Origin of the sequence: Paraburkholderia sp. UCT70 (genome assembly GCF_050434085.1) — a bacterium.
Taxonomy (GTDB): Bacteria; Pseudomonadota; Gammaproteobacteria; order Burkholderiales; family Burkholderiaceae; genus Paraburkholderia; species Paraburkholderia tuberum.
The window spans coordinates 1436715-1461956 of the sequence record NZ_JBNPVZ010000002.1 but is presented as its reverse complement, the minus strand read 5'-3'; the positions used below and the strand labels follow the sequence as shown (position 1 = coordinate 1461956).

The window sequence follows — 25242 nt, the reverse complement described above, 5'->3', positions numbered from 1 at the left end:
ATCCTCATCCCATCATGCCGCCTTGACCGGCAATACGACCCACACTTCGAGGCCGCCGCCGTCGCGCGGATGAAACTGCAGGCCGCCGCCGTGCAGCCGCGCGATCCGATCGACGATCGACAGCCCCAGCCCCGTGCCGCCGCTATGCACACCCGCATTGCGGCCGCGCTGGAACGGCGCCTTCAGCTTCTCCAACTCCTCCGCCGTCAAACCTTTACCGCGATCGCCGACCGCAACCGTGACCGCGTCCTGCGTCGCCCACGTGCGCACCGCAAGCCCGCTGCCGCCGTAGACGATCGCGTTCTGCATCAGATTCATCAGCAGCCGCATCATGCTGATCGGCCGATATCGAACGGCCGGCAAGCTGCCCAGCGACAGGTCGAACTCGTGCCCGAGCCCCGCGAAGTCGCCCGCGAGCCGTTCGATCAGCGCATTCAGATCGCCGGGCCGCGCTTCCTCGCGCTCGCCGCTGCCCGCGTAATCCATGAACTGCTGCAGAATCGTCTCGATCTGATCCAGATACGATTCGGCGGCGATGACGAAACTGCTGTCGGCCCCCTGCGGCATCGCCATCGCCATCGACAGGCGCAGCTTCGTCAACGGCGTGCGGATGTCGTGCGAGATGCCCGCGAGCATCAACGCGCGCGTCGCTTCGGCGTCCTGTAACGCGCGCGTCATCTGATTGAAAGCGCTGCCCACGGCGGCGATTTCGGCGGGGCCGTCGGTGGGCAGCGCCGCGGGCAGGTCGCCGGCGCTGACGCGCCGCGCCGCTTGCGTGAGCTCGTGCAACGGTTCGTTCAGGTGCAGCTGGATCGCGTAGCCGGCGAGCGCGGCGAGCACGCCGAGACCCAACGACAGGAAGATCGCCGCTTCGAGGCCGCTGCCCTGCGCGTCCTCGGGAACCGGCAGCGCAATCCAGTATGGCGCGCTGGCCAATGAACCCGCCGCGTGGTCGGACCCGGCAGCCGGCGCATGCATGCGAATCCATAGCCGCTGCGCGCCCTCGGTCTGCCACCGCACGGGCATATCGGCGGGCAGATGCTTCTGCAGGCTGTCGATGAAAACGCCGCGCTGATAGGTGCTGTACACCCGCAACAGATCGTGCGGCGGTGTGTCGGTCGCTTCGGGCGGCAACTGCTCGCGCGCGTCGAGACGCGCGGTCAGCGCCGCGCGCGAGGCGGGCGGAGTGGCCGCGAGCAGGTTGTCGAGCGTCGTCACGTAGGTCGCGAACACGGCCGCCGCGCGTTCGACGCGTGGCCGCTGCACGTAATGCAGCAGCACGACGATCGAGCAGATCTGGCTCAGCATCACGAGCGCGATCAACAGCGCGATATTGCGCGCGAGCAGCGTGCGCGGCAGCAGTGCGCGCGACAGTGAGCGCATCATGATTCGACATCGGCGACGAGCATATAGCCGACGCCCCAGACGGTGCGAATGAAACGCGGCTTCGACGGATCGTCCTCGACGATCTGCCTCAGCCGCAGCACCTGTACGTCGATGCTGCGATCGAGCGCGTCATGGTCGCGCCCTCGCGCACGCGCGAGCAGGTTGTCGCGGCTCACCGCACGATTCGGCGACGACGCGAGCGCGACCAGCAGCAGCATCTGCGCGGAATGAATCTCGAGCGGCTCGCCCGCCCGAGACAGCTCCTGCTTGCCGATGTCGAGCGTGAAGTCGCCGAAACGTACGCGCTGCGACGTCAGCGTGACGTCGCCCGCGGCCATCTTCTGGCGGCGCAGCAACGCATTGATTCGCGCCACCAGTTCGCGCGGCAGAAACGGTTTCGCGAGGTAGTCGTCGGCGCCGGTTTCGAGGCCGGTCACGCGATCGAGCGGATCGCCCTTCGCCGTCAACATCAGGATCGGCAAGGTCTGCCCTTGAGCGCGCAGCTTCGCGCAGATATCGAGGCCGTCCTCTTCGCCGATCATCAGATCGAGTATCAGCAGGTCGAACGGCTCGCGCTCCAGGTAGCGATTCAGGCGCTTGCCGTCCTCGGCCGCGCGCACGTCGAAGCCATGACCGCGCAGAAAGCGCAGCAGCATGTTGCGCAATTCGGCTTCGTCGTCGAGCACGATGATCCTGGCGGGGCGTTCCATCCGCAAGCTCCTCGATAACCGAGCCGCTCAGTGTGCGGCCCCGCGTTCCTGCATGAATGCCTCGATCTGCGGGAGCGTGATGTAGCCGGCCTTCTGCGTGTCGATCTCGTCGAAATGACGCGCGAGCAGCGGCATGCCGGCCGCTGCCTGGTCGCGCGTCAGCTTGCCGTCGTGAGTGGTGTTCGCGCTTGAAAAACGCGTTTGCAACTGCTGCTCCATGCGCTCCATCCGCTGCTGGCTGATACCTTGCGGCGCGGCGGCCTGAGCGAACGCGACGGTGGAGGCGCAGCACAGCAGCACGGTGGCGAGCAACTTCTTCATGACTGACTCCTTCGGTTGAAACATCGACCGTCGCCTGCCTGGGTGCCGCGAGCCGTTTCGATGACAGGCCGAATTGTTGGTCAGACGCCGCGCGATCGCAATTCGAGAATCATGTCGAATCATGTCACGGCACCGGGTGCCGCTGCGGCGTGACATCGAATGAAATGAGTTCGCGGTTTCGTTTTGCGGGCCTGCTGCGCATCGTTCCGTCTGCCGTTCGTCGGCATTCACGTATCAGGAGTCCCAAATGACTATCCGTCTCGCCTGCGCCTCGACTTTCACCGCCATCGGTCTCGCCTGTTCTTCCGCTGCCTACGCGCGAGTCGTCGTGTATCTGCCCGCCGCCGTGGTCTACGCGCCGCCGCCGCGGCCGGTCTACTACCCGGTGCCGGTCAATCCCGTGTACGTATCGGCACCGCCTGTCGCCGTGCCAGTGGCGGCCGCGACCATCGTCGCGGCGCCGCCCGCGCTCAACTATGCGGTGGTGCCCGCGCCGACGGTCAGCTATGCGCAACCGCTCGTGATCGCGCCGCGTTGAAAGCGCGCGCCGGGCCGTCGCGCGGGCGGTTTCGATCGCCCCGAGACCGACCCACGCCGTTGACTCAGCATAGGACACGCGCCTCGCGGGCACGCCTGGTGAATTCCCGTTGTCCCGTTGAAAGGTGGAGCGCCGCGTAAAGCTTGCATGGAGTTTGCCGCTTCTTACCATCGCGCACCGCGCCAGGCGCGCGCCCGATGTGGCGCTCTGCGCCGGCACGGCTGATATTGACTACATATAGGCGGGATGGAACGGACCTTGCGATCCCTGTCAGGTTCGCGCGCCCCTATCCAACTTTCTTTCCTGGACCTTTGTGATGAGTTACCAAGATATCGACAAGGAAATCGCCCACCTCGAAGTCGTTTTCAACGCACTTTCTCGGCGCGACCGTTTTCCGTTGTCGTACTGGCATCGTCGGCTGCATGCGTTGAGCCGTTCGTCGATGGTGCCCGCGCAACGCCAGCGCGTCGCCCACCTCGAAGCAAGGCTGCGCTCGGTCGGCGCGCGACTGCACCAGCTCGCCGGCGCGACGCGCGTCGGTTCCCGCACAAGCCCGCTGATGGCGGGCGCGTCCGGCATCCGTTCAGCCAGTTAATATCCGCGCCCCAAGCGCCAGCACGAGCGCGGGCACCATTACCAGCGCGCCGACTTTCAGAAACTTCATGAAGCTGACGTCTTCGCCTTCGCGGCGAATCGCGTTGAGCCACAGGATCGTCGCGAGCGAGCCGGTGATCGACAGGTTCGGCCCGAGGTCGACGCCGATCAACAGCGCGTCGATCACACGCTCGGGGCTATGCGCCTGCATCACGGTCGAACTCGCGATCAAGCCGGCCGGCAGGTTGTTGATCAGATTGCTCAGGAACGCGACGCTCGCGCCGGCCCACCCGGCCGCTTCCATTTCGTTGTGTTCGGTCGCGCGGCGCAACGCACCCGCGAACATGTTGATCACACCGGTGTGATCGAGCATCTCGACCAGCACGAACAGCCCGGCGACGAGCGGCAACACGTTCCACGAAATTTCGCGCATCATCGGCAGCGGCGATCTGCGCTCCTTGATCAGCACGACGAGCGCGGTCAGCGTGCCGAGGATCGCGGTCGGCAGGCCGAGCTGGATGTCGTAGGCGGAGACCGTCAGCAGCGCGCCGGCCGTCACCGCGATGCCCGCGAGCGCGACGCGCCCGCTCGCCGAGAGCTCGACCGCGTCGAGATTTGCCTCGCAGACGCCAGCGAGCGCCTCGCGTTGCGTCCAGCGCAGCATCACGAAGGTCGCGGCGATCGACAGCACCGACGGCAGCGTGAAGCGCAGCATCCACGGTCCCAGCGGCGGCGTGTGATTGCCGTACAGCACGATGTTGGCCGGATTCGAAATCGGCAGCACGAAGCTCGCCGCATTGGCGACGAACGCGCAGACGAACAGCAGCGGCAGCGGCGGTGTCTTCGCTTTCTTCGCCGCCGCGAACACGGCGGGCGTCAGCACGACTGCGGTGGCGTCGTTGGAAAGAAACGCGGTGATCACCACGCCGAACAGATACACGAGCACGAACAGCTTGCGCGGCGAACTGCGCGCATGATTGACAGCGAGCACCGCGACCCAGTCGAACAGCCCTTCGCGGCGGCCGACTTCGGATAGCAGCATCATGCCGAACAGGAACAGATAGACGTCGGTGCCCTTGCCGATCGCTTCGACCGCGAGATGCAAGGGCAATAGGCCGAGGGCGACGAGCAGCACCGCGCCGGCGACGGCCCACACGGCTTCGGGCCATTTGAACGGCCGTGTGATCACGCCGGCGGTGGCGAACGCGGCAATACTCCAGGAAAGAAAAATGGAATTCACGGCTTAACGCCCGAATAATGGGTTATGTCGGTGGCTGCGCAAAGCGCGCAACCTTGTTGTTCGGGGCAACAAATTACCACACCGGTACCACGGCGAGCGCTCCATAGCAGTGTGCGTGCCTTCATGCGCGGACCTTGCAGCGCGCATACCTCTCGACACGATTAACATCACCGCGACAACGATCTGTTCCCGCCCACCCGCCTATTCAGTTTGAATGGGCATCCCTACTATCCGCATTCTCACGCGGCTTCTCGCGAGCAACGGATAGAACACGATGCGAACACACGCTTCCGCTCCCACGCGCTACCACGGCGCGGCGATCGCGCTGCACTGGCTGGTCGCCGCGCTGATGATCTGCGGCTTCTACATCGGCTGGATCATGACCGATATCCCCGGCTTCACGCCGACGAAGCTCAAGTACTTCTCGTGGCACAAATGGATTGGCGTGACCGTGTTCGCGCTGGCGCTGCTGCGGGTGCTGTGGCGCGCGACGCATCGCGCGCCCGCGCTCGATGCCGCGACGCCCACTTGGCAGAAGGCCGCCGCGCATCTGGTGCACGGTCTGCTGTATCTGCTGATGCTCGCGATTCCACTGTCGGGCTACTTCTACAGCTCGGCGGCCGGCATTCAGGTCGTGTATCTGGGCATCGTGCCGCTGCCGACGATCATCGATCCCGATCAGGCGCTGAAGGCCGCGCTGCGCACGGTGCACGTGCTGCTCAACTACACGCTGCTCGCGCTCGTGATCATGCACGTGCTCGCGGCGCTCAAGCATCAGTTCGTCGATCGCGACGGATTGCTCGCGCGCATGGTGCCGTTTCTGAAGACCCGCGCATAACGATATGGCAGCTTGAAGAAAGCCATAACTCCTGTCGATTGGTTACGACTGGTTGGCAATCAAATTCCTCGCGGTGTGCAATCAGGCCGCGAAGCTCGGATAGGATGCGTACCATCATGAAGACACCCTTTTATCTCTCCGCTCGTCGCGCGACGCTCGCTTCTTTCGCGGCGCTTGCGCTGCTCGGCGCGAACCTCGCGCACGCCGACGTCGACCTCGCGAAAAGCAGCGTCATCGCCACGACCAAACAGATGAACGTGCCCGTCGACGGCAAGTTCAGAAAGTTCTCCGCGCAACTGAATTTCGATCCGGCGAAGCCGGCTGCGGGCAGCGCGAACGTGTCGATCGACACCGCGAGCTACGACCTCGGCGCCGACGACTACAACAAGCAGGCGCAAGGCAAGGAATGGTTCGACAGCGGCGCCTTCCCGAGCGCGACCTTCGTGTCGAGCTCGATCGCGCCGGCTGGCGGCAACCAGTACAAGGTGACCGGCAAACTGACGATCAAAGGCAAATCGCAAACGGTCGTCGTGCCGGTCGTGATCGCGAGCCAGGGCGCCACGCAAACTTTCGACGGCTCGCTGCCGATCAAGCGCACGCAGTTCGACGTCGGCACCGGCGAATGGAAAGACACGTCGGTGGTCGGCGACGAAGTCGTCATCAAATTTCATCTGGTCGCGGCGAAGAAATAACCCACAACGCCGCAGCACCGCCTTACCCTTCGACCTCTGGAGTCCAACTTGAAGAAATCCTTCCTGCTCGCCGCCGGCGCGCTCGCCGCTGCATGCTCGTTCAACGCGATGGCCGCCGCCGAAACCTACCTGCTCGATCCGACGCACACGTCGCCGAGCTTCGAGACCGACCACTTCGGCGGCCTGTCGATCTGGCGCGGCAAGTTCCAGAAAAGCAGCGGTACCGTCGTGCTCGATCGCGCGGCGAAGACCGGCACGGTCGAGGCGACGATCGACCTGACCTCGGTCGGCATCGGCAACGACAAGCTCAACGAGGAACTGGTCGGCGACAAGTTCTTCGACACCGCGAAGTTCCCGACCGCGACCTACAAGGGCACGCAGATCCGCTTCGACGGCGACAAGCCGGTCGAAGTGATCGGCACGCTGACGCTGCACGGCGTCACGAAACCGGTCAACCTGAAGATCGAATCGTTCAAGTGCATCCAGCACCCGATGCTGAAGCGCGAAGTGTGCGGCACCGAATCGGTCGCGACGTTCAATCGCGACGATTTCGGCATCGACTTCGGCAAGGCGTACGGCTTCAACATGAAGACCACGCTGCATATCCAGGCCGAAGGCGTCAAGCAGTAAGCGTCACGCCCGGCACGGCCGGGCGCCGAACTACTGGATCGCGGGCTGCGCCGGCGCGTGCGACGCGCGGCGCGCCTCGAGCCATGCGACCAGTTCCTCGCGGCGCATGGCCTTCGCGAACAGCCAGCCCTGTCCGTACTGAACGCCTCGGCGCAGCAGATACTCGACCTGCTCGTTGCGCTCGATTCCCTCCGCCACGATCTCGACCCCTAATTCGTGCGCCATGTCGATGATATGCGGCGCAACGATGCTCGACGCCGCCTGTTGGGCGATCGTGTCGACGAACGATTTGTCGATCTTCAGAACGTCGATCATGAAAGTCTGCAAATAGGCGAGGCTCGAATAGCCGGTGCCGAAATCGTCGATATAGACCGGGTGGCCGGCGCTTCGGAAGGCCGCGATCGTCTGCCGGGTCGCATCGGCGTTCAGGAAGCTGCGCTCCGTCGCTTCGATTCTGATCTGAGCGGGACGTATGCCGGTTCTGGCGAGCTTTGCGGTGATGATCTTCAGAAAGCGCGGCGTGCGCAGATCCTCGCTGCTCACGTTGACGGACACGTAGAAGGACGGCCGCGAGCACAAAAGCTCCGTCAGTTCGTCGAGGGTTTTTTCCAGCACGAGGTCGGTCAACGGCTGGATCAGGCCAGTCTGCTCAGCCACCGCAATGAAGATATCCGGCGAGATGTCGCGCCCGTTCAGGTTCAATCTGGCCAGCGCCTCAACGCCTACGCATTCGTTGCTCGCGAGACGCACGATCGGTTGATACACGACGTCGATGGCTTTGCGCGCGATGACCCATTCGAGCGTGGCCTGGAACGACACCTGCCGCGAGATCCGTTTGAACGCGAACCAGCCGAACCCGGCGCCCAGCGCGACGCCCATCGAAAGCCACATCGCCAGCAGGCCTGGCCAGTCTCTCAGCAGGCTGGTGCGCCGGCCCTTGACGACGACGCCAAGCGCGCGCGTCGTCGAACGTGCGACCGCGTAGTTCCATTCATCGCTGTCGACGCGCCCCGCCCGCTTCCATGCATGGAGCATCTCGTCGGGGTCCGCGCCCGTCGACAGCGCGACGATCGAGTTCAGGTCGGTGTTGATCGTGGCGATGGGCCTCCCCGCCGGATCCATCACATCGACATATGACTGCGGATCGATTGACACGTACTCGCCGTTGCGCCCGATCTGTATATCCTCGCGCACGTCGCTGAGCGGATTCTTTTGCTGGAACCAGACCAGGTAGCCGTCGTTGCTTCGCCAGCGCGGCGGTGGCAAAGCGACATCCTGCGCCCGAACGTCGCCGAACAGCGGCGAGCAAAGATAGCGCCCGTCGCCGTACGCACCTGCGTCCCGGACGTAGCGGTAGTTGAAAATCACATGGGCGGCGCGCCCCAGGTATTCCGGCGAACACGGCGCGCCGTGCTCGGCCTGCAGGTCCGCGATCGCGGCAAAACCCTGATACGTGACGAGTTCCGTGCGCATCACGGCCTTTTCCGCGTATTGGCGCAAATCTCGCTGCTCGCGGCGTGTGACGTCTTCGTTCGCGATATAGATGCTGAACAGGACCGGCAGCACCGTTGCGGCGCAGCCGAGTGCGATATACGCCGAAATCAGCGACATGCGCTTGATCATCTGTCGAGCCCCGTGGTGAACAGCCGCGGCGAAATCCGCCCGGCGCGGTTGCGCACTGGCACGCTATCGCCGGATTTCAGTGTCAAGGATTGTTTCTGAAGCCGCTTTTTCAACATTCCGTTGAACGACACGCGTGCGGCCGACCGCGGCGGCCCTGACCGGGGCCGTCGCGGCGAGGTACCATGACGGGCTGGCGCGATCGGAACGCGCGCCTTCACCGCTCCCGTTCATGGCCATTGCCCGCGTCAATCCCATGAATTCGCCAATCCGCCGAATCGCGCACCTCGACATGGACGCGTTTTATGCGTCCGACGAACTGCCGCGCTATCAGGAACTGCGCGGCCGCGCAGTGGCGATCGGCGGCGGCGCGCGCGCTACTGGATCGGCGGCACCACGCCGAGTTTTTCAGCCAGCATCCTTTCGTAGACACCGAAGTGCAGGTCGACCTCCTCCTGTGTAACGACGGTCACAAGGATGTTGATCTGCGCCGGTTGCAGCCCCAGCACCGTCGCGACCGCCGCTTCCAGGTGCGGCGCGCATAACCGGTCGTCGGCGAACGTGGTGCCAACAGCGATCTCGTAAGCGGCATCCTGCCGGCACACCACTTCAACCAGCCGCGCCCGGGCGCTCATGTTGCTGTCGATCGCCAGCCGGATGACTTCAACCGCCGTGCGCATCGTCCCGGTCGGGAAACCCTTTGTTGAGCGCAACCGGATACGGTGCCGGCCAAGGGTGAACCAGTCGTATTCGAATTCCATGGTGTCCTCGCAGGGTGTTGCAGGGTGTCGTGAAAATAGGGGTGTGGCAATCCGAATTCAAGAACAAAAAGTCGCCATAGCTCCTTGAAATTTCCGTTTCCAGTCCTATTTTAGATATCGCTCAGGCAGTCGCGCCGGGATGTTTTGGCGCGCTGCGTGTTTCGATTTGTTTGCCGGCAGCATGGCGGACGGACTGGAGCGCGTAGGCCAGTTCGTCTTCCTGCTGGTTTATAGGAGGAAACGACCATGAGTGATCTCTATTTCGGGACCGACCTGTTCAGCGAGTTCGACCGTCTGCAACGGCAGATGGCGAGCCTCTTCGGCGGCTTCCCCTCCAGCATCCGTTCCGGGCGCTTCGGCGCCTTCCCGCAGGTCAACATCGGCTCGACCGACGACTCGATTGAGATCGTCGCGTTCGCGCCGGGTATCGATCCGGCGCATCTCGACGTATCCATCGACAAAGGGCTGCTGACCATCAGCGGCGAGCGCCAGACGGGAGAGCCGGAAGCGGCAGGCGACGACCTGCGTACTTATGCGCAGGAGCGGTTCGTCGGCACCTTCCGGCGCGTCATTGAACTGCCGGAGCATGCGGACCCTGACAAGGTCACGGCGCAGTACACCAATGGTTGCCTGACCGTGAGCATCGGCAAGCGGGAGACGTCGAAGCCGCGGGCCATCACTGTTCAATGAAACCGGTCGCAGAACTGAGGAGGACATCATGAACGACACGACAGAACTTGCCAGGAAAGACGAGACTGCGGTGGCCCGTCGCGAAGACGAGCAGTCGCAACGCCCGATCACGCTAACGCCGCCCGTAGACATCTTCGAGGACAGCCAGGGCATCACCCTGTGGGCCGATCTGCCCGGCGTTACAAAGGACCGCCTTGATGTGAAGGTACACGATGGCAACCTGTACATCGAGGCCGAGGCGGTGGTGCCCACGCCGGCGGGGCTGCGCCTGCAACATGCGGAGATCCGCCAGCCGCATTTCGCGCGGGCGTTCGCTCTTGGGGCTGACTTCGACGCAACGAAAATCGATGCGAACCTGAAGGACGGCGTGCTGAAACTGACGATACCGCGCCGCGACGAGGCGCGGCCGCGCCGCATCGAGGTCCGCACGAACTAACAGTGCGGGCGACAGCGACAGGGAGAAAACCCGGTGGTGGCCGTCTGGCCACCACCTCTCGACCGCTGCGGCCCGGATGTGGCACGTTGAGTGTAAGTAGGCGGCGGAGTCGCTGCTTCAGTGAAATGACCCATATCCGGCTCTCCTGCCAGACCGTAGAGGAGGATACGATGAACACCGACCTGAAGAAGTGGAACCCCTTCAAGTTCCTGCGTGGCGCGGGGCGCAAGTCCGCCGCGGACAGCCCGGAAGGCCCGCCGGCGAGCGAACAGTGGCGGGCCCCGTTCTCCGACATTCCACGATTCTTCTCGCGCGAACCGTGGCGTGCAGTCGAAGAGTTCTTTCATGATCCGTTCGCCGGACGGGGTGCTCTGGAACGATGGTTTGGCGACTTCAGTTCATCGCGCTTCCAGCCGCGCATCGACGTGGTCGATGATGGGCAGGTACTGCGTGTAACCGCCGAGCTGCCCGGAATGGAGCGGGAGGATCTGAACGTCACCGTCGAGGATGGGGCGCTCGTGCTGCGTGGCGAGAAAAAACAGGACGTGCGCAGCGAGGAAGACGGCTGCTACCGGCTCGAGCGCGCCTATGGAAGCTTCGTGCGCACGATCCCGATGCCGGATAACGCCGACCCCGATCACGCCCTGGCGAAGTTCGACAACGGCGTGCTCACGTTGACCGTGCCGAAATCGGAGCCGTCGCGATCCGCGAGCCGCACGATCGATATTGGCTAGTGGGCAGGCAAGTCGCGCCGGTAGCGAATGAATATCGGGCGAGCCGGGCCGTTAGCTCAGCTTGTAGAGCAGCATCCGGGCGGGCATCAAGTCTGCTCATTTGCAGCATCGGGCGCGGTACTTGCGCCACGTGAATGGTGACGCGCGACTCGATAGACGCGCACAGCGCCGTGACGGCGTTTCCTTGGCTACCGGGAGGCACTATGCAGAGGGAAGACATTACCTACCGTGGTTTCGTGATCCGGCCCCTCGTTACGATGTCGGAGCGGGGGCGCTATGCAGCCGCGGCCATTGTCACGGATCGGGAGAGCGAAAGCCGGACGTTCGGCGTCGAGGGCGACTTTGGCGACATGCAAGAAGCGTGGGACCAGGCAATCGAACTGGCGATTGCATGGATCCATCAACGCAATGTCGTATCGGACCACTACATCCGTCAGCGATAACTCCAGATGTCGTCCGACACTGGCGATCTCGTCGGTAAGCCGAACGCGGGCCGGAACGTCTGTGTCATGTTTGCCGTGGCCAGCGCGGGGCTGACCATGCGGCGCGGCGAATGGGACCGACCATGGCCCCCTGAAGGGCGGACGACAGACTCAATTCAAACTGGCGAAAAAAAGCGCGCGGGGTGACGCATCCACGGCATCCCCATGATGCCAGTCATGACTTGCGGACAATGTCAGGACGGCCGCGGCCTTTACCTTTTTGATCATCAATCAACCTCAAAGTCCGACTCGGGCGCAATGGAAAGCGACGCCTGCTGCATTAGCGATGAAGCCGCAGCGAACGGAGCAACGGTGCCGAAGTGGCTCGCCTGAAGATGGAGCGAGATATTCATATGGCCTGTTTTTGCAAGCAGGACGAGCGCCGCTCTCGCTGCCGCGATCTCGAACGTCAACGTATCCGACCTGATCGGTAACGCGGCACACGGGCTGTTTGTCGACGATGGATCAAGCTCATACCCGCGGGCTGGTTACCGCACTTCACCTTTCCGTCACGGGGCTGCCCCGCTCTTACAGTAATAACGGAGATCGCGCAGTTGCGTGCTCACAAAAAAAATCTCGAGGATTCCCCTCATCGTGCTCGGTGCCGCGTTACCGATCAGGTGGAAGATGTCAGTTCTGCAATAGCGCCTCCGTAATTCAGTGAATGGATGAGGGAGTTGCGAGAATGCTCAGGTTGGCTGCAGTCGCGTTCCGATGTCCCAGCTGAAGCCGGATAGCCATTCGAGAAGAACTGGTTCGCGGCTCAGCAAGGCGAAGCCGCATAATTTCCCCAGCTATGGGATTCGTCAAGCGGGGGCAAGGTCAGTTTGCGGTCATCGCTCTCAACGAATCGCTTCATGAGTCACCCGGTCTCAACGCCGGATCACCCTCGTCTCAAACGCTGACAAATAGCGGTGGATTTCATCAGCGTCCTGACAAACATACTGTATAAATGTACAGTCTCAGAAAATGCCCCCAAACGCGACATGTCGCGCTCTCGTTGCCTGCCCCATAAGGCCGTTGAGGACAGTCGTTTCGGTCGGGCGGAGCATTAATCGCTATTTTTGAGTCTTAGGCATGCCAGATGACCGGCGCATAGCCCATATCGACATGGACGCATTCTTCGCGTCTTGTGAACTGTCGCAGTACCCCGAGCTACGAGGCGAAGCCATGGTGGTTGCTGGTCGTCGCTCGGATGCGCCGCGAACAAATTCGGATGGCACACGCGAATTCTCCCGATTGCGCGACTATGTGGGCAGAGGCGTCCTTACGACCGCGACATACGAAGCTCGCGCACTCGGAGTTCATTCCGGAATGCCCGCGATGAAGGCCGCCCGGTTAGCGCCGGACGCCATTCTCCTTCCCGTGAACTTTGACCTCTACAGAACTTACTCGCGACTGTTCAAGGACGCAGTGCGATCGATTAGCCCGTGCATAGAAGACGTTGGAATCGACGAGGTCTACGCCGATGTTTCGCTCACGAATGGCAATTCAGAAGAAATCGCGCGCAAGTTGAAGTCGGCGGTGTTCGAAGCAACTAGTCTGACATGCTCAGTCGGAATCGCGCCAAACAAGCTGCTTGCGAAGCTGTGCTCCGATATACAAAAGCCAGATGGGATTACGATCCTCAGGATTGAGGACATCGAATCCAAAATTTGGCCGATGGCCGCGAACAAGATCAACGGCATTGGACCTAAGGCCAGCGCCAGGCTTGCGTCGTTGGGAATAGCAACCATTGGCGAGATCGCCGCGTGCGACGAAACCTGGCTCGTGGACCACTTTGGACGAAGCTATGGGGCGTGGCTTCGCAGAGTCTCTCACGGTCTTGATGACAGGCCTGTCGTGACGTACAGCGAGCCAATCTCGATGAGTCGCGAGACGACGTTTGAGCGCGATCTACACGTCGTACGGCACCGACAGGAACTCGGCGCCGCCTTTACCCGTCTTTGCGAACAGGTGGCGCTCGATCTACAGAGAAAGGGCTATTTGGCTCGGAAAATCGGGATCAAACTGCGCTTCAATGACTTCAAGACAGTAACGCGTGATGTAACGCTTCCTGAACCAATTGCTGATGCGAAAGCGTTGCGCCGCGCGGCGACGGAGTGTTTGAAAAGAATTGATCTTGTTAAACCCATCAGACTGTTGGGAGTCAAGGCTGGCAATCTCCAACCCGCTGGGGAATCAACCGGCAATGAGTCGTCTCAGTTCACGCTGGATTTTTAGTGCAGGGGCCGCCTTCCGAGCATCGCGCCGAACAAGCTGCTCGCGAAGATCGGCTCCGAACTCGACAAGCCTGACGGCCTGACGATCCTCGACCTGACGCTCGACGAACCGACCGCCGACGCGACCGAAATCCGCCGCGCGGCGACCGAATGTTTGCGACGCGTGAAGTTGAACCGCAAGCTGCGGCTATTGGGCGTGCGCATCAGCACGCTGACGTCGGCCAGCGAACAGGCACTGAAGCCGCGCCTGCCGGTTCAGGCCGACTTGCCTTTCGCGAGCGACGAATAGGCGCTGTCGCCGGCGACGCCGGTCGCGTTCGCACGCATGGCCGGCACGTCGCCCGACGTGGACCGCGCCGACGCCGCCACCGAAAACGAGAACGTGTTGACGCCGTTCGCGCTTTGCGCGGACACGGTGCCGCGATGCATCTCCGCGATCGCCTTCACGATCGCGAGCCCGAGCCCGTGGTTTTCGCGGCTATTGGTGCGCGAGACTTCCGCGCGATAGAAACGGTCGAACAGATGTTCGAGGACGTCCGGCGCGATCGGCTCGCCAGGATTTGCCACGGCGACGCGCACCTGGTCGCGCATCGGTCCTTTCCCGCGCGCGATCGTCACGCTGATCGACGCGCCCGGCTCGCAATGCTGGATCGCGTTCATCAGCAGGTTCGTGCACGCGCGGCCGAATAGCGACCGGTTCACGCGCGCGAACGCATCGCCGTGCAACTGCGCATGCACGCGCGCCTCTTCGAGCGGAATCTCCAGAAACTCGAGCGTATGCGCGACTTCCGCCGCGAGCGACAACTCGACGAGCCCCGTCGCGCGTTCGCCCTGATCGGCGCGCGCGAGGAACAGCATGTCGTTGATGATCGTGCGCATCCGCTCGAATTCTTCGAGATTCGATTGCAGCGTGTGGCGCAGATCGTCGACCGAGCGGTTGCGGGTCAGCGCGACCTCGGTCTGGCCGATCAGGATCGTGACCGGCGTGCGCAGTTCATGCGCGACGTCCGCGTTGAACGATTCGAGCCGACCGTAGGCGCCGTCGAGCCGTTCGAGCGCGCCGTTGAACGAGTTCGCGAGGTCGTTCAGTTCGAGCGGCAGCGACGCCGTATTGAGCCGCTGCGAGCGGTTGTTCGGGCTGACCGCCGATGCGTCGCGTGTCAGACGCGTGAGCGGTGCGAGACCGATGCGCGTGACCGAGTAGCTGAGCAGCAGCACCGCGAGACTGCCGAGCGCGGACAGCGCCGCGAGCGCCGAGCCGAACACGCGCATCGTGCGCAGGTTCGGTGAATAGCTCGACGCGACCTGCAACTGCACCGGCGGCCGCGCGGCGTTGGCGGGCAAGGTCACCGTCGAGGTCAGCATGTCGGGGCCGCCGCCCGCCGGCGCGATGCGCGCATAGCCGCCCGGCCAGCTCTTCGTGACGGTCCCTTGCACCGGCGTGCCGAAGTGATAGCTCGGGTCCGCGCTCGTCACCGAGTACACGGTGCTGCTGTCGTGCGGCGTCATGTCGGTGAGTTTTTCGCGGCACATCCGCCATTTTTCGGGCGTCACCGCGTGATAGACGATGATGCGCGCGATCTGCGTGCGATCGTCGAGCGACTCGCGCAGATGATGCTCGAGCTGCGTGCGCAGCACCAGAAAGAGCCCCGTGCCGACGAGCGTAAACACGAACAGCGCGACCAGCGCGAACATCGACGCGAGACGGCGGGCAATCGAACGGTTCATGATGTCTCGGCCTCTTCGCGCACTTCGAGCACGTAGCCCATGCCGCGCACCGTGTGCAGCAGCTTCGACGGGAACGGGCCGTCGAGCTTCGCGCGCAGCCGCTTGATCGCGGTTTCGACGACGTTCGTGTGGCTGTCGAAGTTGACGTCCCACACGAGTTCGGTGATCGCGGTCTTCGACAGAATGTCGCCGTGACGGCGCGCGAGCACGCTGAGCAGTTGAAACTCTTTCGCGGTCAGGTCGAGGCGCACGCCGTCGCGCGTCGCGCGGCGGCCGATCAGATCGACGAACAGATCGCCGACGGAAATCAACGTGGACTCCTGCGAACGCGTGCGGCGCGCGAGCGCATGCAGACGCTCGACCAGCTCGAGGAACGAGAACGGTTTGGTCAGGTAGTCGTCCGCGCCTTCGCGCAGGCCGCGCACGCGGTCGTTCACGTGATCGCGCGCGGTCAGCATGATGACCGGCGTCGACTTGCGCATGCGCAGCGCCTTCAGCACGCTGAAGCCGTCGCGCTTAGGCAGCATCACGTCGAGGACGATCACGTCGTAATCGAATTCGGTGGCCAGATGCATGCCTTCCTCGCCGTCGAGCGCGACATCGACGACCCAGCCCTGCTCTGTCAAACCGGAGCGCAGGTAGTCCACCACCTTGTGCTCGTCTTCAACGATCAGCAATTTCATCCGCGTCCTCATGCCACGTTTGGCGGTCAACTGTCCATTATACGAAACGCCCCTAATGCCTCGCGCCGATCCCACTCCCTCGGCATGGAAGCTCTGCCGGGGCGATTCAGTGTGCAGGAGCCGGCATCTCCTTCTGCTGCGCGCCGCCGGCTGGCGCTTGCTGCGGCGATGCCGTAGCACTGGCGACGTTCGCTGTCGCGTTCGTAGGGGTAGCCTCGTTCCCGGCCACTGCGCCACCTTGCGCGCCGCCATCCCAGCCGCCGCCGAGCGCCTTCACGAGCGCCACCGACAGCGTCAACTGCTGGCCGTGAATCTGCACGTCCGTGCGCTCGCTGGTCAGCAGCGACTCCTGCGCGTCGATCACGTTCAGATACGCGACGAGGCCGCCCGAATAGCGATCGTTCGCGAGCGACAGCAGCCGCTGCGCGTCCTCGACCGCCTCGCGCGACTGCTTCGCCGCGCCGTCGAGCACCGACAGTCCTGTGATGCCGTCCTGTACCTGCTGGAACGCGCTCAGCACGGTCTGCCGATAATTCGCCTCGGTCGCCTTGTAGCCCGCGCTCGCGTACTGGACGTTGGCCGCGCGCCGGCCGCCGTCGAAGATCACTTGACCGACCGTCGCGCCGAGCGTCCACATCAGCGTCGGCGCGCTCAGCAGATTGGCGAACTCGGTGCTCTCCCAGCCGATGCCCGGCGTCAGCGTGAGGCTCGGGAAGAACGCCGCCTTGGCCACGCCGATCTGCGCGTTGGCCGCCGCCATCGCACGTTCCGCCGAGGCGACGTCGGGACGCCTTTGCAGCACGTCGCTCGGCACGCCGAGCGGTACGGTCGGCGGCTTGATGTCGAGCACCTTCGGCTCGATCGCGAACTGCGGTGCCGGCACGCCGACCAGCGCGGCGATCGCATGCTCGAACTGCGCGCGCTGATTGAGCAGCAGTTGCGCCTGCACGCGCGTCGAATCGAGCTGCGATTTCTGCTGCAGCACGTCGAGGCCCGATACCGAACCGAGATCGTGCTCGGTGTTCACGTAGTCGAGCGCTTTCTGCTGCAGCTTCACCGACTGGTTCAGCACGTCGATCTCGTTGTCGAGCTCACGCAGCGTGAAGTAGTCGGTGGCGAGGTCGGTCGTCAGCACGAGGCGCGCGTTCGCGAGATCGTCCGCCGACTGTTCGGCCGACGCCTGCGCGCCCTCGACCTGACGACGGATGCGGCCGAACAGATCGGTGTCATAGCTGATCGTCGGCCCGAGCAGGATGTTGTTCTGCACCGTCGATTCGGTCGGCGTCGCGTAGTTCGTCAGCGGCCGGTCGTGCGAAATACGGAAGCGCGAGGCCTGTGCGTTGAAATCGACTTCCGGCACGCGCTGCGCGCTGATGTTCGCGAGCGTCGCCTTCGCCTGCTCGTAGTGCGCGCTCGCCGCGGCGAGCGTCTGGTTCTGCGCGAGTGCCTGGGTTTCGAGCGTCGCGAGCGTCGGGTCGGCGAAGCCCGTCCACCAGTCCGGCGCGATCGGCGCATGCGACGGCGCGGCGACGCGCCAGAACGAATCGGTGTGCCATTCGGGCGGCACCTCGGCCTGCGGCCGCTGATAGTCCGGGCCGACCGTGCACGCGGCGAGCAGCGCCGCGCCGGCGCACGCGCTCAGCGCGGTGAAGACAGTGCCACGCGTACGCGCCTGGCGTGAAGCCGCGAACGTCACGACGCCCCCTTGCCGTTCTTCTGCAGCGGCTGCACCTGCACGTGATCGCCATCGGCAATCGAATCGCTCGGGTTGACGATGATGCGATCGCTCGGCGAGATACCGCTTTCGATTTCGAGCTGCTGTCCGAGGTCCACCGCGATCACGACCTTGCGCAGGCTCACGTTGCCCTTTGCATCGACGACCGCGAGGCGCGGACCCTCCGCGCGAAACAGCAGCGCGTTGCCGGGCACCGTGAGACGCGCATGCGCGGCGGCCGGCACCGCGACCTGCACGTACGCGCCGGGGCGCAGCTTGTCGTCGGGATTCGGCAGCGTCACTTCGATCTGCAACGAGCGCGTGGGTACGTCGATCGCGCCAGATATATGCGTGATCTTGCCGTTGAACTGCTGGCCCGGCAGCTCGGCCTGCGTGACCACGACCTTCTGCCCGACCGTGACGTTCTGCGCGTAGGCCTGCGGCAACTGCACATAGACCCGCAACGGGTCCGATTGAGCAAGCGCGAACAACGCACGGCTCGTGCCGCTGCCCGCGTCGATGAGATCGCCGACGTCGACGTTGCGCTGCGTCACCACGCCGGTAAACGGCGCGACGATCCGTTTGAACGATTCGAGCTGCTGCAGACGCTTGACGTTCGCATCGGCGGCCGCGAGATTCGCGAGATCCTGCGTGTAGGTGCTTTGCCGTTCATCGAGTTCCTGCTGCGACACCGCATCGCGCTGGCGCAACTGCTGCCAACGGTCCAGCGAGCTTTTCGCGAGCGCGAGGCTCGAATTGATCTGCTGACGCTGTGCCAGAGCCTGCGCGAGTTCCTGGTCGATTTCCGGCGTATCGAGCTCGGCGAGCAGTTGCCCCTGCTTCACGTGGGTGCCGATGTCGGCGTACCAGCGCAGCAGATAGCCGGTCGCGCGTGCATAGATCGGCGACTCGACATAGCCGCGCAGCGTGCCCGGCAGCAGCGTGTCGCCGCCGCCCTCGGTCTGGGTCGGCGTGACGACGTTCACGTACTGCGTGGCATTCTGCTGCGCAATCGCCGCGACTTCGCGGTTTTGCAGCACGTTCGCGATCACGGTGCGAAGCGTGCCTACCACGAGCAGCATGAGCACGATCACGACGGCAATCTTCGCGCGCTTCCATTCGCGATGGCGCGGCGGCAGCAGGTGCTCGCCTTCTTCGGTTTCCCGCGCGGGGATCGCTAGCGATGCATGAGTTTTTTCGGTCATCTCAGTCAACCATCGTTTAACTTTTACGCGGGCGTCGCCGCACTGCTGGGTTCCGGTGCGGGGGTGCCACTATGGCCGCCACTGCCACCGCCGTTGCCGCCAGCGTCGCCACCGCCGTTGTCGTCGCCGCCGCCGTTCTTATGACGGCCCGCGAGCCACGAGTGAATTCCCGCAAACACGAGCGGCACGAAAAACAGCGTCGATACGGTCGCGAACAGCAACCCGCCGATCACCGCGCGGCCAAGCGGTGCATTCTGCTCGGCGCCCTCGCCGAGACCGAGCGCCATCGGAATCATGCCGATGATCATCGCGAACGCGGTCATCAGCACCGGACGAATCCGGCTCGCCCCGGCTTCGAGCGCGGCCGTGAGCGGCGGCGCGCCGGCCGACAGCCGCTGGCGCGCGAACGCGACCATCAGAATACTGTTCGCGGTCGCGACGCCCATCGTCATGATCGCGCCGGTCAGCGCCGGCACGCTCAGATGGGTGCCGGTCAGGAACAGCATCCACATGATCCCCGCGAGCGCCGCCGGCAATGCGCTGACGATGATCAGCGGATCGACCCACGACTGGAAGTTCACGACGATCAGCAGATACACGAGCACGATCGCCATCGCGACGCCGATGCCGAGCCCAAAGAACGAACTGCGCATCGTCTGTACCTGGCCGCGCACGGTGATCGTGCTGCCGCGTGGCAGCGAGCCGCGCACCTCGTCGACGATCCTGTCGACCTGATTCGCCACGCTGCCGAGATCGCGCTTTTCAACGCTCACATACAGATCGATCACCGGACGGATGTTGTAATGCGTGACTTCCGCGAACTGGCTCTTCGGTGAGATCTGCACGAGGTTGCCGAGCAGTTGCGTCGGCCCGTTCATCGTGGCCGAGACCGGGGTGCGCAAGAGTTCGTCGATCGAAGACACCTGGTACTGCGGCGTCTGCACCGCCACCCTGTATTCGACACCGTTCCTGTTGTTGACCCAGAAGCCCGGCGACGTCTGCGAGCTGCCCGATAGCGAAACGAGCACGTTCTGCGCGACGTCGTTCGCGGTCAGGTTCAGTTGTTGCAGGCGGGTGCGGTCCATGTGCAGATCGATCACCGGTTCGTCGAGCTTCTGCTGGATATGCGTGTCGACGGTGCCGGGAATCAGCCGCACCTGCTTCAGCAGCTTGCGCGCGACGTCGAGGTTGCCCTGCTGATTCGCGCCCGAAATCTGCACGTCCACCGCGGCAGGCAGGCCGAAGTTCAGGATCTGCGTGACGATATCGGCCGGCTGAAAGAAGAACTCGACGCCCGGGAAACGCTGCGGCAGGATCGCGCGCAGCTTGTCCATGTAGGTCTGCGACGGCTTGTGGCCTTCGTTCAATGCAATCTGGATCTCGCCGTCGAGCGTGCCCATCGTGCCCGCATTGCTATACGACAGGTTGATGCCGCTATACGGCAGCCCGAGGTTGTCGAGAATCGTGCCCAACTCCCTGGGCGGCACGACTTCGCGGATCACCTTCTCGACCTCGTCGGCCAGCCGCGCGGTTTCTTCGATACGCGTGCCGGTCGGCGCGCGCATGTGCAGACGGATGTCGCCCGCGTCGACGCTCGGAAAGAAGTCTTCGCCGAGTGCAAAGAACAGACCCATCGACAGCACGCAGAAACCGAGGAACAGCGCGCCGAACATCTTGCGACGCACGAGCAGGCTGCTCAGGATCATGATGTAAGTCGCGCGCATGCGCTCGAAGCCTGCGTCGAAGCGGTGATACAGACGCATGAACAGATTCGCCTTCGTGCCCGCCTTAGGCTGGTGCGCGTGGCCCATCAGCAGCATCGCGAGCGTCGGCACGAGCGTACGCGACAGGATGTACGAAGCGAGCATCGCGAACACCACCGCTTCCGCGAGCGGCACGAACAGATAGCGCGCGACGCCGGTCAGGAAGAACATCGGCACGAACACGATACAGATACACAGTGTCGAGACGAGCGCCGGCACTGCGATTTCGCCGGCGCCGTCGAGAATCGCATCGTGCAGATTCGTGCCCATGTGCAGGTGCCGCTCGATGTTCTCGATCGTCACGGTCGCGTCGTCCACCAATATGCCGACCGCGAGCGCGAGGCCGCCCAGCGTCATGATGTTGATGGTCTGCCCGAGCGCGTGCAGCACGATCAGCGACGACAGAATGGACAGCGGAATCGAGATCGCGATGATGCAGGTGCTGCGCCAGTTGCCAAGGAACAGCAGGATCATCGCGGCGGTCAGCGCGGCGGCGACCAGCGCTTCGCGCACCACACCCTGCACCGCCGCCTTCACGAACACCGACTGGTCGAACAGCGCGGTGATCTGCAGATCCGGCGGCAGCGCGGCGCGCGCGGCCGGCAAAATGCCTTTCAACGTATCGACGATCGACAGCGTCGACGCGTTGCCGTTCTTCAGCACCGACATCAGCACGCCGCGATGGCCGTTCTGCCGCACGATGTTGGTCTGCGGCGAGTAGCCGTCGCGCACATGCGCGACTTCACGCAGATAGGTCGTCGCGCCGTTGACGGTGCGCACCGGAATGTCGTTGAGACCTTCCAACGTCGGTGGTGACCCGTTCATGTCGATCGTGTATTCCTTCGGCCCAATCTTGGCCGTGCCCGTGGGCAGAATCAGGTTTTGCGCGTTGAACGCGTTGACCACGTCGGCAGGTGTCAGGCCCTTGGCCAGCATCGCGCGCGTGTCGAGGTCGACCGAGATCAGCCGCGATTTGCCGCCATACGGATACGGCACGGCCGCGCCCGGAATCGTCACGAGTTGCGGTCGCAGGAAGTTCAGCGCGGTGTCGTTGAGATCCTGCTCCGAGAGTTTCGGACTCGACAGGCCGAGTTGGATAACTGGAATACTGGAAGCCGAGTAGCTGATGACCAGCGGCGCGGTGGCGCCCGGCGGCATCTGCTTCAATTGCGCCTGCTCGATGGCGACCGTCTGCGCGATCGCCGTCTGGATGTTCGCGTTCGGCTGCAGAAACACCTTCAGGATCGCGATGCCGGGCAGCGATTGCGATTCGATATGTTCGATGTCGTTGACCGTCGTGGTCAGACTGCGCTCGTTGACCGACGTGATGCGGGTGGCCATGTCTTCTGCCGACAGCCCCGTATACGTCCAGATGATGCTGACGACCGGAATGTTGATATCCGGCAGCACGTCGACGGGCATGGTGAACAGCACGAAGGGCGTCGCCAGCACGATCAGAATTGCCATCACGATGAACGTGTATGGCCGCTTAAGCGCTACGTTGACGATCCACATTGAAACGGGCCAGAGAAAATGCGGGTGGAGGGAGGGATTGAATCTGAGCTTATGCTAGATCGATGGCACCAACGCCTGCATGGCATGAAAATGGCGAAATCGTCAGGAAGCTTGTTGAAAGCAAATGCGCCATTTTTGAAGGCGAAGGGCTCTCGCCGAATTAGCTGCGAATTAGCCGCAAAGCAAACGTTTGTCGAATAAATTTACGCGCAGTTAATGAAACGTTTGCTGATACGCGGCACGTTTTTTGGCCGATTAATATGAAACATGCTTTCAGATTGATTCGCAAGACGGGGCGATTTTGCTCCGTGCGGCCATCCCCTTCAACGAAAAATGGCCGGTCGACCTGAATGGTCGACCGGCCTTCATTTGCAGTTATCCGTATCTTGGCGTCAACGCCCGCGACGCTTATTTGGCGAACAGCGACGACATATCGGCGAACGCCTTGAACTCGAGCGCATTTCCTGACGGATCGAGGAAGAACATCGTCGCCTGCTCGCCGACCTCGCCCTTGAAGCGCACATGCGGCTCGATGATGAATTCGATGCCGGCCTTCTGCAGTTTGTCCGCGGCGGCCTGCCATTGCTCCATCGACAGCACCGCGCCGAAGTGGCGCACCGGCACCGCGTCGCCATCGACCGCGCTGGTATGACGGTGACCGACTTCGTCCGGCGCCAGATGCGCGACGATCTGATGACCGTAGAAATTGAAATCGACCCATGCGTCCGAACTGCGCCCTTCCGGGCAGCCGAGCAATTCGCCGTAGAACTCGCGCGCGGCGGCGAGGCTATGAACAGGAAACGCCAGGTGGAACGGCGGCAAAGCGGTTTCGGCAACGCTCATGATAGGAAGACTCGCTGGGGTGGGTGTGAGGATGAATTACGACTGGCACGACTGGCAACCGGTGCAGTTGAAGCAAAGTTTAATCATGAATAAAAATGTTGAGAAACGATATATATTTGACCTGACCATCACCAAAATAGATTGATCGATCATGCTCAGCGAGTTGAAAACCTTCATCGCCGTCAGCCAGTACGGCACGTTCTCCGGGGCGGGCGCGCGCATCGGGCTCACGCAATCGGCCGTCAGCGCGCAGATGCAGCGGCTCGAACAGGAACTCGGCTTTCAGCTGTTCGACCGCACCGGCCGCTCTGCGACGCTCAACGAGGCGGGCCGCGAAACGCTCGCGCTCGCCGAGGAAATGATGACGCTCTATGCGCGGCTCTCCGAGCGCAGCGGCGGCGCCGCCGAAAGCGGCATGCTGCGGGTCGGCGCGATCGCGTCCGCGCAGGTGTCGCTGCTCGCCGACGCGCTCGCGCGCTTTCGCGACGACCGTCCCGGCTGGCGGATTCGCGTGGTGCCGGGCGTGTCGCTGGGGCTGCTCGGCCAGGTCGACTCGGGCGAGCTCGATCTGGCCGTCATCATCAAACCGCCGTTCGCGCTGCCGTCGGAACTCGAATGGCGCACCCTCGTCGCCGAACCGTTCGTGCTGCTCGCGCCGAAAAAGCTTGCGCGCGGCGGCCGCTCGTGGCGCGAACTGCTGCGCAGCGAGCCGTTCATCCGCTACGACCGCGCGTCGTTCGGCGGACGGCTCGTCGACCGTTTTCTGCGGCGCGCGCGCCTTGGCGTGCGCGATGCGGTCGAGCTCGACGAATTGCAGGCGATCGTGCAACTGGTCGCGCGCGGCATGGGTGTCGCGCTGATTCCGAATACGGCCGGGCTCGGCAAATGGCCAACGAGCGTCGTCGCACTCGAACTCGGCGATGCGAGCTTCGAGCGCGAGATCGGGCTCGTGCTGCGGCCGCGGCATAGCCGGCCGATGGTCGCCGATGCGTTGGCGGAGTGCATTGCGAGCGCGGCGCGCGGTTGAGCGCTTTGCACGCCGCATTCGATGCGAGTTCGCTCCGGGTTCGAATCGAGTGTGCCGCCATACGTACGCGCAACTGTATCTGTGAATCGCGCGCGACGGTGCGCAGAATCGTTGCTTCATTCAACCGGCTGTGTGGCGCGTTGCATTGCATTGTCGAACACGCGCTCCGCCCTTACATTTGCCCGCCATGATCGCCAGCCCTCTGCTCACCGCCGATGTCCTGATCGCCTACAGCGCCTATTTCGTCGGCACGGCGAGCCCTGGGCCGAGCAATCTCGCGATCATGTCGCTCGCGATGAGCGCGGGCCGACGCGCGGCACTGGTGTTCGCGCTCGGCGTGGTGTCGGGCTCGTTCTCATGGGCGCTGCTCGCGTCGCTCGGGTTGTCGGCGGTGCTCGCCGCCTACTCGGAATGCCTCGTCGCGATCCGGATCGCGGGCGGCTTGTATCTGCTGTGGCTCGGCTTCAAGTCCGCACGCTCGGCGTGGAGCGCCGGCAAGCCGGCCGCGAGCGCGGCGCGCGTCGACGAACCGCTCGGGCGACTCTATCTGCGTGGCCTTTTGCTGCATCTCACGAATCCGAAAGCGGTGCTGGTGTGGCTGTCGATTGTGTCGCTCGCGATGTCGCCGGTACACGGCGCCGCGCACGTGACGCCGGTCGTGCTGGGCTGCATGGTGATCGGCGCGACGGTATTCAGCAGCTACGCGGTGCTGTTTTCGACGGCGTCCGCACGCCGCGTCTATACGGCGATCCGGCGCTGGCTCGATGGCTCGCTCGCGGTGATGTTCGGAATTGCGGGGGTCAAATTGTTGACGTCGAAGAGTTGAGGTGGGTCGGGCGCGTCTGGGTCGCCCGAGGCCGCGCTCTGCGA

The 25242-nt window shown here is 63.6% G+C and carries 25 protein-coding genes and 1 pseudogene; 13 read left to right on the top strand and 13 right to left on the bottom strand.

Going from position 1 to position 25242, the window contains the following annotated elements:
- Positions 1–12: 12 nt before the first annotated feature.
- From OKW41_RS09075 to OKW41_RS09065, 3 genes are read right to left on the bottom strand one after another with little or no spacing between them, the layout of a single operon-like run.
- On the bottom strand, positions 13–1386 hold the full coding sequence (locus OKW41_RS09075) for an ATP-binding protein (RefSeq protein ID WP_429572249.1): 1374 nt from the start codon (positions 1384–1386) through the stop codon (positions 13–15).
- Complete coding sequence (locus OKW41_RS09070; RefSeq protein WP_429572248.1) at positions 1383–2096, bottom strand: response regulator; 714 nt, start codon at positions 2094–2096, stop codon at positions 1383–1385. Before OKW41_RS09070 ends, OKW41_RS09075 begins: the two co-directional genes overlap by 4 nt.
- Before the next feature lie 27 nt (positions 2097–2123).
- Complete coding sequence (locus tag OKW41_RS09065) at positions 2124–2417, bottom strand: EF-hand domain-containing protein (RefSeq protein WP_184065271.1); 294 nt, start codon at positions 2415–2417, stop codon at positions 2124–2126.
- Between the two features lie 247 nt (positions 2418–2664).
- Here OKW41_RS09065 and OKW41_RS09060 point away from each other — a divergent pair, with 247 nt between their 5' ends.
- Positions 2665–2955, top strand: coding sequence for a hypothetical protein (locus OKW41_RS09060; protein ID WP_184036386.1), 291 nt, complete (start codon positions 2665–2667; stop codon positions 2953–2955).
- Between the two features lie 316 nt (positions 2956–3271).
- Entirely contained in the window at positions 3272–3550 is a 279-nt protein-coding gene (locus OKW41_RS09055) for a hypothetical protein (protein ID WP_429572247.1), read from the top strand.
- Here the strand turns inward: OKW41_RS09055 and OKW41_RS09050 are convergent.
- Entirely contained in the window at positions 3539–4789 is a 1251-nt protein-coding gene (locus tag OKW41_RS09050; protein WP_429572246.1) for an arsenic transporter, read from the bottom strand. The two genes, OKW41_RS09055 and OKW41_RS09050, sit on opposite strands and share 12 nt — an antisense overlap.
- A gap of 274 nt (positions 4790–5063) precedes the next feature.
- Here OKW41_RS09050 and OKW41_RS09045 point away from each other — a divergent pair, with 274 nt between their 5' ends.
- From OKW41_RS09045 to OKW41_RS09035, 3 genes are all read left to right on the top strand, one after another.
- Entirely contained in the window at positions 5064–5627 is a 564-nt protein-coding gene (locus OKW41_RS09045) for a cytochrome b (protein ID WP_429572245.1), read from the top strand.
- 116 nt (positions 5628–5743) lie between these two features.
- Positions 5744–6319: a YceI family protein gene (locus tag OKW41_RS09040; RefSeq protein ID WP_429446412.1), complete on the top strand. Its 576-nt coding sequence runs from the start codon at positions 5744–5746 to the stop codon at positions 6317–6319.
- 48 nt (positions 6320–6367) lie between these two features.
- On the top strand, positions 6368–6949 hold the full coding sequence (locus tag OKW41_RS09035; RefSeq protein WP_429572244.1) for a YceI family protein: 582 nt from the start codon (positions 6368–6370) through the stop codon (positions 6947–6949).
- A gap of 30 nt (positions 6950–6979) precedes the next feature.
- Here the strand turns inward: OKW41_RS09035 and OKW41_RS09030 are convergent, their stop codons facing one another.
- Both OKW41_RS09030 and OKW41_RS09025 read right to left on the bottom strand, forming a co-directional pair.
- Entirely contained in the window at positions 6980–8572 is a 1593-nt protein-coding gene (locus OKW41_RS09030) for an EAL domain-containing protein (protein ID WP_429572243.1), read from the bottom strand.
- 374 nt (positions 8573–8946) lie between these two features.
- The gene (locus OKW41_RS09025) at positions 8947–9330 is read right to left on the bottom strand and encodes a hypothetical protein (RefSeq protein ID WP_429572242.1); all 384 of its coding nucleotides are present in this window, start codon (positions 9328–9330) and stop codon (positions 8947–8949) included.
- Positions 9331–9576: 246 nt separating this feature from the next.
- On the opposite strand from OKW41_RS09025, the gene OKW41_RS09020 reads away from it, so the two are divergent.
- From OKW41_RS09020 to OKW41_RS09005, 4 genes are all read left to right on the top strand, one after another.
- Positions 9577–10020 (top strand): Hsp20/alpha crystallin family protein, encoded by a 444-nt coding sequence (locus OKW41_RS09020; protein ID WP_429572241.1) that lies wholly within the window; start codon positions 9577–9579, stop codon positions 10018–10020.
- Positions 10021–10048: 28 nt separating this feature from the next.
- On the top strand, positions 10049–10456 hold the full coding sequence (locus OKW41_RS09015) for an Hsp20/alpha crystallin family protein (protein WP_429572240.1): 408 nt from the start codon (positions 10049–10051) through the stop codon (positions 10454–10456).
- A 170-nt stretch (positions 10457–10626) separates the two neighbouring features.
- Entirely contained in the window at positions 10627–11190 is a 564-nt protein-coding gene (locus OKW41_RS09010; protein ID WP_429572239.1) for an Hsp20/alpha crystallin family protein, read from the top strand.
- A gap of 203 nt (positions 11191–11393) precedes the next feature.
- Positions 11394–11633, top strand: coding sequence for a hypothetical protein (locus OKW41_RS09005; protein ID WP_429446395.1), 240 nt, complete (start codon positions 11394–11396; stop codon positions 11631–11633).
- A 266-nt stretch (positions 11634–11899) separates the two neighbouring features.
- Here OKW41_RS09005 and OKW41_RS09000 read toward each other — a convergent pair whose 3' ends face one another.
- Positions 11900–12085 (bottom strand): hypothetical protein, encoded by a 186-nt coding sequence (locus OKW41_RS09000; protein WP_429572238.1) that lies wholly within the window; start codon positions 12083–12085, stop codon positions 11900–11902.
- Positions 12086–12749: 664 nt separating this feature from the next.
- Here OKW41_RS09000 and dinB point away from each other — a divergent pair.
- The gene (dinB, locus tag OKW41_RS08995) at positions 12750–13895 is read left to right on the top strand and encodes a DNA polymerase IV (protein WP_429572237.1); all 1146 of its coding nucleotides are present in this window, start codon (positions 12750–12752) and stop codon (positions 13893–13895) included.
- Between the two features lie 87 nt (positions 13896–13982).
- Positions 13983–14183: pseudogene (locus OKW41_RS08990) on the top strand (DNA polymerase IV); the annotation flags it as partial.
- Here OKW41_RS08990 and OKW41_RS08985 read toward each other — a convergent pair.
- The 6 genes from OKW41_RS08985 to OKW41_RS08960 all read right to left on the bottom strand — a co-directional run bounded on the left by OKW41_RS08985 (position 14150) and on the right by OKW41_RS08960 (position 23345).
- Positions 14150–15622 carry a heavy metal sensor histidine kinase gene (locus OKW41_RS08985; RefSeq protein WP_429572236.1) on the bottom strand — a complete coding sequence of 491 codons (1473 nt, stop codon included), beginning with the start codon at positions 15620–15622 and terminating at the stop codon, positions 14150–14152. The pseudogene OKW41_RS08990 and the gene OKW41_RS08985 overlap by 34 nt on opposite strands.
- Positions 15619–16305, bottom strand: a complete 687-nt coding sequence (locus OKW41_RS08980) for a heavy metal response regulator transcription factor (RefSeq protein ID WP_429572235.1) — start codon at positions 16303–16305, stop codon at positions 15619–15621. The genes OKW41_RS08985 and OKW41_RS08980 overlap by 4 nt, the downstream gene beginning before the upstream one ends.
- A 106-nt stretch (positions 16306–16411) precedes the next feature.
- Entirely contained in the window at positions 16412–17947 is a 1536-nt protein-coding gene (locus OKW41_RS08975) for an efflux transporter outer membrane subunit (protein ID WP_429573371.1), read from the bottom strand.
- Positions 17948–17997: 50 nt separating this feature from the next.
- Positions 17998–19224, bottom strand: a complete 1227-nt coding sequence (locus OKW41_RS08970) for an efflux RND transporter periplasmic adaptor subunit (RefSeq protein WP_429572234.1) — start codon at positions 19222–19224, stop codon at positions 17998–18000.
- Between the two features lie 23 nt (positions 19225–19247).
- Positions 19248–22502: an efflux RND transporter permease subunit gene (locus OKW41_RS08965; protein WP_429572233.1), complete on the bottom strand. Its 3255-nt coding sequence runs from the start codon at positions 22500–22502 to the stop codon at positions 19248–19250.
- A 408-nt stretch (positions 22503–22910) separates the two neighbouring features.
- On the bottom strand, positions 22911–23345 hold the full coding sequence (locus OKW41_RS08960) for a VOC family protein (RefSeq protein WP_008918388.1): 435 nt from the start codon (positions 23343–23345) through the stop codon (positions 22911–22913).
- A 151-nt stretch (positions 23346–23496) separates the two neighbouring features.
- On the opposite strand from OKW41_RS08960, the gene OKW41_RS08955 reads away from it, so the two are divergent.
- Together OKW41_RS08955 and OKW41_RS08950 are read left to right on the top strand one after the other, a co-directional pair.
- Positions 23497–24372, top strand: coding sequence for a LysR family transcriptional regulator (locus OKW41_RS08955; protein WP_429572232.1), 876 nt, complete (start codon positions 23497–23499; stop codon positions 24370–24372).
- Positions 24373–24559: 187 nt separating this feature from the next.
- On the top strand, positions 24560–25198 hold the full coding sequence (locus OKW41_RS08950) for a LysE family translocator (RefSeq protein WP_184049522.1): 639 nt from the start codon (positions 24560–24562) through the stop codon (positions 25196–25198).
- Positions 25199–25242 lie beyond the last annotated feature (44 nt).